The sequence below is a fragment of the Methyloversatilis sp. genome (assembly GCF_030698125.1).
GTDB lineage: Bacteria > Pseudomonadota > Gammaproteobacteria > Burkholderiales > Rhodocyclaceae > Methyloversatilis.
Map to the genome: position 1 here is coordinate 108,995 of NZ_JAUYNV010000057.1, position 8,757 is coordinate 117,751.

1 protein-coding gene is annotated in these 8,757 nt (G+C 58.6%); it reads left to right on the forward strand.

The features are described 5' to 3' along the window. Window positions 1-7: 7 nt before the first annotated feature. A partial coding sequence (locus Q8Q80_RS19080) for a S8 family serine peptidase (protein WP_305634640.1) occupies window positions 8-8,757 on the forward strand: 8,750 nt, incomplete at its 3' end.

Below are 8,757 nucleotides of genomic sequence, written 5' to 3' on the forward strand. Positions count from 1 at the left end.
ATTTGAAATGACTTTATCCGTTCAGCAAGATGTGGCACTCAGCAAGCTTGCGCTGCTTGCATACGATGACCTCGATACTGTCGATCATAAACTTGCAACAGATCCCGTTCTTTCTAATTTTTTACGGTACGGCGCGCCGACCATACAGGGGTCGTTTGTCGCGTATGCTTTTAGAGACACAAACACCGGCGCAATAGCCATTTCATATCGAGGCACCGACGGCGCCAACGATGCAAGTGCAGGCACTTCAATTTACTTGGGGAATTGGAATACGCAGTTTCAGCAAGGCTTGGATTTTGCAAAGACCATAAAGGATAGCCTTCCTCCTGGAACCGCCATTTTTGTCACGGGTCACTCGTTAGGTGGAGCTATTGCACAAATAGTGTCGCAAGCATTCGGTTTTGACGGTGCAACAATTGATCCCGGGGCCGCATGGCGAATTGCCCAAACCGCTGAGTTCCAAGCCGCATGCTTTACGCTTGGGCTACCCATAAACGGGGAAGGAGCTCCATCGGGATTCAATAATTACGTTATCGTCAATAGCATCGTTTCCAACGGAACAGGAACACAGATTGGAAATATCCAGTACCTACCGGGGCTTCAGTTTTCAGGTATGCAGGCGCTAAAAGCCTTCCTACTCACGCTGTTTAATCCAGCAGCGGGCGCCGTATATGCCATAGGAAGTGATCAAGCAAGCAATCTTCACTCGGCAGAGCAGATCATCCAGGCTTTAGCCATGTTCAGTACAGTCCTGGGAGATTCAAGTTCTACAGTTCAACTCGTACCCGTATATCAGACAACGACAGGTTCCGTTACAGGACAACCGATAATTACGCCAGTTCCCGGGAAGTTCACCGTTCAGCAAACAGATGGCACGACACTGGCGGCGCTCCAATATTCTGGGCAAATGGACAACCGGTCAATTCAGATCAGCAAACCTGACGGCACGTCGTGTGAGCTCGTTTTTACAGCTCAAGGCAAAGTGACTTCTATCACTGATTTGAATTCACCGACAAGTGGGTCGATAGTAAATCTATTCACTTGCACAATTACCCCTTCTCTTTCTGCAGCTCAGTCCGACGCCGTCGACCCCACCACGGCCCCCAACGCCGACAACGCCACGCTCATCAACGCCGGCGTTTATCTGCTGCAGGGTGTCGGCAACGTCAATACCGCCACCGGCGCGCAGCAAGCGGCAAATTCCATTCTTTCCGGCGACTGGATGCCCGGTGCCAACAATCTGCTTAACTTCGATGCCTGGACCAACCTCCCGACCAGCTACCTTGATCTGACTCTCGTCGACCTTCAGGCTTCGTACACCAATCAACAGGCCGCCAGTGCCAACGTCTGGACGCCGGTCGATCCGCTGGTGCTCGACATCAATGGCGACGGCGTCAAACTGACTTCCTTCGCGGAAGCCCCCGTGCTGTTCGACATCGACCACGACGGTGGCAGCAAGGAACTGACTGGCTGGGTCAGCGCCGAGGACGGCATCGTCGTCATGGACCTGAATGGCAATGGTCAGATCGACGGCATCCACGAAACGATGTCCGAATACTTCAACGGCACGGCCGGCAGCAGCGGCGACGCCGGCACGAAGCCCTACGCCGACGGCTTCGCTGCGCTCAAAAGCCAGGATTCGAATGGCGACAACCAATTCACGTCGGCCGATACCGCCTGGAACAACGTCAAGATCTGGGTCGATGCCGACCACGATGGCGTGACCGACGCCGGCGAACTGAAGAGCTTGGGCACACTGGGTATCACTTCGATCAACCTCTCGCCCAACGCGCAGTCCGGTCTGGTCAATGGCGGCAACGAAGTGCTTGCCACCGGTTCCTTCGTCATCAGTGGCCAGACCCGCGAAGCGCAGGCGGCACGTTTCATCGCCAACCCTGTGGGGAACAATGCGAGCAGCGTTGGCGGCGGCACGAACGTCAGCGCGGAAGACGGCCAGAGCACCCATGTATCCACGCTGACCACCGGGGCCACCCTGGACGTGACCGTGCTCGGCGTGGACAACGTCTATGGCAATGTCGGTAACGATGTGCTGATCGGTGACGCCAATGCCAACTGGCTGGTGGGCGGACAGGGCTCGGACAGTTTCGATGCCGGCGCGGGCGACGACATGCTCATCATCGACGCGGCCGACCTGCAGCAGAACATCGACGCCGGCGACGGCTTCGACATGGTGCAGGTGGTTGGCTCCGAAGGCGTGACGCTCAATCTGGCGCAGGCCGGGGTGGAAGTCGTCGCGGGGGGCACCGGCGACGACATTTTCATCGGTGGCGGCAGGAGCAGTGTTTTCGTGCGCGCCAACGATGGCGACGACATCGTGATCGGCGGCGCGGCCAGCGATGCGCTGTCAGGCGAGAACGGCAACGACCTGATCGACGGCGGTTCGGGCAACGACGTGATTCGCGGCGGGCGCGGCCAGGACCAGCTTTATGGCGGCGCGGGCGACGATCTGATCGAGGGCGGGCAGGACGACGACCGCTTATCCGGCGGCGACGGCAATGACGTGCTCAAAGGCCAGCAGGGCGATGACACGCTCGACGGTGGCGAGGGCACCGACTTCGCCGAGTTCTCCGGCTCGTTTGCCGACTACCGCATTACCCGCTTGTCAGACAGCGCTTGGCGGGTGGTTGACACCAAGGCCGGCCGCGACGGCGCGGACATGCTGACCAGCATCGAGAAGCTGAACTTCGCCGATATCTCGGCCGTGGACATCACGCTGGACAACCCGCTGCCGGTCAAAGACGTGCTGACCATCGACAACCGCACCGGCACCAAGCTGATCAAGGTCGCCGATCTGCTTGCCAACGACCGCGACTGGCAGGGCGATGCGCTGCAGATCACGACGATCAGCGATCTCAAGGGCGGCACCATTGTCGGCACTTACAACAGTGCCACCAGCGAATGGACACCCACGCTTACGGCCAACGGCGAAATCCAGTTCACGCCCTATGCCACCTATACCGGCGTGATGAGCTTCAAGTACAAGATCGCCGATGCAGATGGCACACCCGGTGCCGTCGCCTTCATCGCCGGAACCACGACCGAGGCGGAAATGCGCGGGCAGGTGTTCATCAAAACGCCGGACATGCCCACCGACGCGCTCTTCACAGACCAGTGGTATCTGAATGAGATCAATGTGCTGCCGGTCTGGCAGGATTACACCGGCCGCGGCGTGAGGATCGCGCAATTCGAGCCCGGCATGCCTTTCTCGACAGGCCCGGAGGTCTTTGATTACCGTCACCCCGACCTGCAGGCAAATGTCGACCTCAACTGGCTAGCGAATCCTGACAACAGCGCGCCACAAAGTTTCAGCCAGCACGCAACCCTTGTGGCCGGTGTGATGGTGGGTGCACGCGACGGCCAGGGCGTGGTCGGCGTGGCCTATGACGCAAAGTTGTCGGGCCACTACATTCAAGGCACCGGACTGGAAGTCTCCGCGCTTGAGGACGAGATTACCGATGCGCTCGCCAAGTTCAAAGACTATGACGTTGTAAACAACAGTTGGGGAGCCACCGCAAATTTTGACATCAACGTGGTTCCGGTCGGCACCGTGCAACAAGGCCTGCTTGACGCGATCAAGCTCGGGCGGGACGGCCTGGGTACCGTAATCGTCATGGCGGGAGGCAATGATCGCGCCAACGGTGGAAATACCAACACCAACGCGCTCACTGCCAACCGGGCGGTGATCACCACGGGCGCCATCAACGCCGTTGGAGACATTTCGACACTCAACATCGGGCAGGCACCATTCAGCAATCCGGGTGCCAGCATTCTTGTGTCTGCTCCGGGTTCCAACGTCACATCGACCGCAAGTATTCAGATGAATGACGCGGGAACGATTTTTGGAAGTGATACGAGTGTCACTCAAGGCACGAGCTTCGCGACGCCCATCGTTTCCGGTGTGGTGGCATTGATGCTCGAGGCGAATCCGAATCTCGGTTGGCGCGATGTTCAGCAGATACTCGCGCTGACGGCGAGAAAGGTTAACGATCCGAATACCGACACGGTGTGGAACGGCGCCAACAACTGGAATGGCGGCGGCATGCATACGAGCCATGATTACGGTTTCGGCGAGGTTGACGCCCGTGCGGCAGTTCGTCTGGCCGAAACGTGGGAGGGCAGTCACACAAGTTACAACGAGCGTCACCTGTCCAACGGGCAAGGCAGCCTGAATGGTGGCGCCAATCTCGGTGTTGCGATCACCGACGGGGGGGTAGTCACGCGCACAGTGTCGATCGGTGCCGGTATCCGTGCCGAGCACGTTACCGTCAGTCTCGATATCACTCATTCGAACTGGGGCGACCTGACCGTTGAACTGATTTCGCCAACAGGTACGCCAAGCAAGCTCATTGCCAATCCCGGCACGAGCGCCGCGACGCCTGGCGGCGACGCGGGAACCGGGCAACTCACATTCGCGCTTGATACCACGCATAGCTATGGTGAAAACGCACAGGGCAACTGGCAACTGCGCATCACCGATCGCAGTGGGCGAGGTGCTGGAACGCTCAATGGCTGGAAGGTCGATGTGTACGGCAGCGATTGGAATCAGACGATAGATAGTCGAGATACAGTCTCGGGAGAAACGCCGGTCATATCAACGACGGCAGACGACCAGTACTTCTACACCGATGAATTCACCATCGCACCGGGGACAAACCGCGCCACACTCAACGATACCAATAGCGGCCTGGACATCATAAATGCTGCGGCGGTTTCGAGCGGCTCGATCATCAATCTGAACAACGGCAGTTCCAGCACGATCGCGGGGCGCAATCTCACGATCAACGGCAATATCGAGTTTGCATATGGCGGGGACGGCAATGACACCCTGACAGGCAATGCTTTGTCCAATCGCCTGCAAGGCGGGCGTGGAGACGACATCCTGAGCGGCGGGGACGGATTTGACTTCCTGGACGGCGGGAAAGGCAACGACACTTACACGGGCGGCAATACAAACGATCTGTTCGTCATTCATCAGGATGCTGGCAGCACCGACACGATCACGGATTTTACGGTTGCCAACGGTGCCGAGAAAATCGTTCTGGTCGGATTCAGTCAACTGACGGATTTCACTCAGATCGCTGCGCTGCAGGAAGGTACGGATACGCGCCTGCAACTGGAAAGCGGACAAAGCGTCGTGCTTAAGAACCTGTCTCCGACCCAGATCAGCGAGCAAAATTTTGTATTCGTTAGCGACGCGGCGATGTTGAACCGCTATCTTGGCTACTTCAAAAATCCCGTGGTGACCTATCTCACGAGTGGCGTCGAGAACGGATTGCTGCCCGCCGATTTGGGTGATGTCAGCTATTTCGCACTTGGGGGCAATGATGTCCTTGGTGCGCGCACGACCGACGATCTGATCGATGGCGGCAATGGCGACGATACGCTGTGGGGAGACTACCCTGGCTACACGGTCAGCCCCGGCGCTGACTGGCTCGAAGGCGGAGCCGGCGCCGACTGGCTCTATGGTGGTACAGACGATGATGCACTGCTGGGCGGTAGTGGTAACGATGTGCTGCTCGGCGAGGCTGGCAACGACGTGCTCGCGGGAGCCACCGGTAACGATGAGCTGTATGGCGGCGACGACAACGACGTGCTGTCGGGTGGCGCAGGCGACGACTATCTCGAAGGCGGAAGCGGCAACGACCTGATACGGCTCGAAGGTGACCTGGGCACCGTCAATGGCGCCATCTACGATTACTACGGCACCCGTGTAGGAGGCGCCGGCGCCGACATTTTCAGGATGTCGTCCGATGGAGCCGGTAGTTGGGGATATAGCATCGTCAATGGTTCGGTATCGGCTCACAATCTGATCGCCGATTTCGACCCAAATCAGGTGGGCGAAGTGATCGACCTGAGCGAGATCGACTGGGTTCGCGGCTACACGGATATCAACATCTTGACGTTGTCCCTCGGCGGTACGATCTTCTCCAGCGTCAGTGCTACGAATGGAGGCAACAGCCTCTACGTCATGCTGCGAGGGGTTTCCAGCAGTTCTCTGAACGCCAGTCATTTCCGCTTCGCTGCAACACCCGGCCTGATACTTGGCACAGACTTGGCAGACATACTGGTCGGCGACAGCGGCGCCAACACCATCGACGGCAAGTCGGGTGCGGACAACATGACCGGACGCACCGGAGACGACACCTATATCGTCGACAACACCAGCGACACGACGGTCGAACTGCCCGACGGCGGCTTCGACACCGTGCAGTCGAGTATCAGCCATGCGCTGATGGAAAACTTGGAGAACTTGGTCCTGACCGGCACTGCCGCCCTCAACGGTACGGGCAATCATCAGGCCAATCGGATCACCGGTAACACCTCGGCAAACGTGCTTGATGGCGGCGAGGGCGCCGACACACTGGTCGGCGGCGCAGGCGACGATGTCTATGTCGTCGACAATCAGGCCGACACCGTCGTCGAACACGTCAGCGAAGGCAGCGACTCAGTGCTGTCCTCGGTGTCCTACACGCTGGGCACCGCAGTGGAGAATCTGACGCTGACCGGAACCGCTGGCGTCAACGCCACCGGCAATGTGCTGGACAACGTGCTCACCGGCAATGATGCGGACAACATTCTCGATGGCGCCGGCGGTGCCGACATCATGGCCGGTGGTCTGGGCAACGACACCTATCTGGTGGATTCGGGCGGCGATGTTGTGCTTGAGAATGCGGATGCCGGCATCGACACGATCTACTCGAGCGTCAGTCTGAGTTTGGGCGCCAACGTCGAGAACCTCGTGCTCACGCCGGGCGCGACCACTGCAACTGGCAACAGCCTGGATAACGCGCTTTCAGGCAATTCGGCCAACAACATCCTGAGCGGCGCTGGCGGCAACGACTGGCTCGACGGAGGACTTGGCAACGACACACTGATCGGAGGTCTTGGCAACGACATGTATGTTGTCGATGCTGCATCGGATGTCGTTACCGAAAATGTCGGCGAGGGAACTGACACCGTCGTAGCTTCGGTGAGCTGGGCGCTGGGCGTCAATGTGGAGAACTTGACGCTGACAGGTACAGCCGCTCTCAATGGCACGGGTAACGCACTGGATAACGTACTCATCGGCAATGCCGGCGACAACGCGCTATCGGGTGGCGCCGGCAATGACAGACTGGATGGTGGTGCCGGTAGCGACACGATGGCGGGAGGTATGGGTAACGACGCCTATGTCGTCGATTCGGCTGCTGACGCCGTGACGGAGAGCGTCGGCGAAGGCACGGACATGGTCGAAAGCTCCATCAGCTATACGCTCGGCGCCAACGTCGAAAACCTCACGCTGACTGGCGTTCTTGCGATAAATGGTACCGGTAATACGGCAAACAATACGCTGATTGGCAACAGTGCGAACAATGAACTCAATGGTCTTGCGGGCGCCGACACCATGGCGGGCGGAGACGGCTCGGACACCTACCACATTGACAACATCGACGACGTGGTGCTCGAAACCAACGCAGTAGCGAGCAGCGGCGGCACGGACACGGTCAATACCTCGATCAGCTACACCCTGGGCGGCAACGTCGAGAACCTCATCCTGAGTGGCACAGCTGCCATCAACGGCACGGGTAACAATTTGGGCAATACCCTGACCGGGAATACAAGTGACAACATACTTGATAGCCGGGACGGGGCGGACGAACTCATAGGCGGCTCAGGAAGCGACTTTCTTCTAGGAGGTTTTGGCAACGACACCTACCGGTTTGCGTTGGGTGATGGCGTTGACGTGATTGAAGACAATGACTTTACGCCAGGCAATGTTGACGTCGTGAGCTTTGCAAACGTGGCCTCGACGGCACTGCGCGCAGTCGAGCGCAACTCGCAGGATCTGGTCATCAAGTACGGCACCAACGATCAGATTACCGTTCGTGAGTTCTTTGGCCCCGGCAGTCAGGACGGACCCGGTACCGTCGAGCAGTTCATGTTCAGCGATAACGTCGTCTGGAGCGCAGCCGACATCAGGTCCCGGGTGACGATCACCGGCACAAACGGCAACGACTACCTCAATGGCACCCCCAACGATACGAACCGGATGTTCGGTCTGGATGGAAATGACAGCCTGTCTGGCGGAATGTTGGCGGACCAGATGGACGGCGGAAGTGGAGATGACACACTGACCGGGATGGAGGGCGATGACACGCTCGTCGGTGGTACCGGCAACGACCTGCTCCAGGGACGAAACGGCAACGACACCTACCGGTTTGCGTTGGGTGATGGCGTTGACGTGATTGAAGACAATGACTTTACGCCGGGCAACGCTGACGTCTTGACCTTTGCAGACGTCGCCTCGACGGCACTGCGCGCAGTCGAGCGCAACACAATCGATCTGGTCATCAAGTACGGCACCAACGATCAGATTACCGTTCGCGAGTTCTTTGGTCCGGCCGGTCAGGACGGACCCGGTACTGTCGAGCGGTTCATGTTCAGCGATAACGTCGTCTGGACGGCAGCCGACATCAAGTCCCGGGTGACGGTCACCGGCACAAACGGCAACGACTACCTGAATGGTGCCTTCGACGACACAAACCAGATGTTCGGCCTGGATGGCAATGACAGCCTGACTGGAGGAATGTTTGCGGACCAGATGGACGGCGGCACCGGCAACGACCTGCTACGAGGGCTAGGCGGCAACGACACTTACAAGTTCTCGCTCGGTGCCGGCGTCGACGTCATCGACGATGGTGACTTTACGCCAGGCAATGTTGACGTCGTGACCTTTGCAGACGTGGCCTCGACGGC